This is a genomic window from Kocuria sp. CCUG 69068 (assembly GCF_020833785.1).
Taxonomy (GTDB): Bacteria; Actinomycetota; Actinomycetes; order Actinomycetales; family Micrococcaceae; genus Kocuria; species Kocuria rosea.
In genome coordinates this window covers 1-1484 of record NZ_PDDL01000232.1, presented here as the reverse complement: position 1 = coordinate 1484, position 1484 = coordinate 1, and the positions used below count along the sequence as shown (strand labels likewise).

Genomic DNA, 1484 nt, shown 5'->3' with positions numbered 1-1484 from the left:
GACGAGAGCCTCGGCGCGGGCGGCCTGATCTCCCTCGCGGCCCGGGCAGGCGCCCGGGTGCGGGTGGTCGTGGCGACCCTGGGCGAGCAGTCGCACCCGCGCTCGCCGACCCGGACCCCCGCCGACCTCGCCCGGGTGCGCCGGGCCGAGGCCTCCGCCGCCACGGACCGGCTCGCCGACGGCGTGGTCCCCGAGCTCCTGGGGCTGCCCGACGGGGCCCTGGCGTCGGCGGGGGAGGCGCTGCGCGCCCCCGTGGCCGAGGCCGCGGCGTGGGCCGCCGCGGGGCGGCGTGGCGTGCTGGCCGCCCCGTGGGGCGACGACGGGCACGTCGACCACGAGGTGCTGGGCCGGGCCGCCCGGGCGGCCGCCTCCGTCCACGGCGTCGAGTGTCTCGAGTACCCCGTCTGGCTGTGGCACTGGGGCGGGCCCGAGGACCTGCCCCCGCACGGGATCCGGGTCCTCGCCCTGGACGCCCCCGCGTGCGCGGCCAAGGAGCAGGCCCTGGCCGCGCACGCCTCGCAGGTCCTGCCGCTGTCCCCGGCCCCGGGCGACGAGGCCCTCCTGGGCCCCCACGTGCTGGCCCGGTTCCGCCGCCCGGCCGAGCACTTCTTCGTGCTCCCGCCCGCAGGACAGGCCCCGGACGCCGCCGCCGTGTTCGACGACGTCCACCGCGGCGCCGAGGACCCCTGGGACGTCGACTCATCCTGGTACGAGCGGCGCAAGCGCGCCGTGACCCTCGCCGCGCTGCCGCGACCCCGGTACCGCCGGGTCCTGGAGGCGGGGTGCTCCCTCGGCGCCCTCACCGCCGAGCTCGCGGACCGGGCGGAGTCCGTGCTGGCCGTGGACGCGAGCGGGGTGGCGGTCGAGCGCGCCCGGCAGCGGCTGGCGGAGCTCCCCGGCGTGCAGGTGGAGCAGCGCAGGCTGCCCGGGCAGTGGCCGCCCGGGCGGTTCGACCTCGTGGTGGTCTCCGAGACCGGCTACTTCCTCGACGCCGCGCAGCTGGGCGGGCTCCTCGACCGCGTGGCCGGGTCCCTCGAGCCGGACGGCCACCTCCTGCTGTGCCACTGGCGCCACCCGATCGAGGGCTGGCCCCTCGACGGGGCCGACGTGCACGCCGCCGTGCACGCGGACGCCCGCTTCGGGCCCCTGCTGCGCCACACGGAGCGCGACTTCCTGCTGGAGGTCTTCGAGCCCGTGGGGCCGCGGACCGCCGGCGCGGGCACGTGCTGACCGGGGTGGAGCGGGTGGTCGTGGTGGTGCCGGTCCGGAACGAGGAGCGGCTGCTCGGCCGGTGCCTGGCCACGGTGCAGCACGCCGCCGCCCGGGCGCGGGCGGCCCGGCCCCCGGTGCAGGTGGACGTCGTCGTGGCCCTGGACCGCTGCACCGACGGCAGCGCCCGGATCGCCGCGGCGGCGGGGGCGGACGCCGTCGCCGGGTCCTGGGGCACCGCGGGGGAGGCCCGGGCCGCCGCGGTGGCCGCCGCG

General features: G+C 80.2%; 1 protein-coding gene and 1 pseudogene. Both read left to right on the top strand.

All coding sequences use genetic code 11. From position 1 onward, the window contains the following. The coding region (locus tag CRM73_RS19225) for a PIG-L family deacetylase (RefSeq protein ID WP_229588799.1) at window positions 1–1230 on the top strand (1230 nt) is incomplete at its 5' end. Next, window positions 1224–1484, top strand: a pseudogene (locus tag CRM73_RS19220) (glycosyl transferase); the annotation flags it as partial. The gene CRM73_RS19225 and the pseudogene CRM73_RS19220, both read left to right, overlap by 7 nt.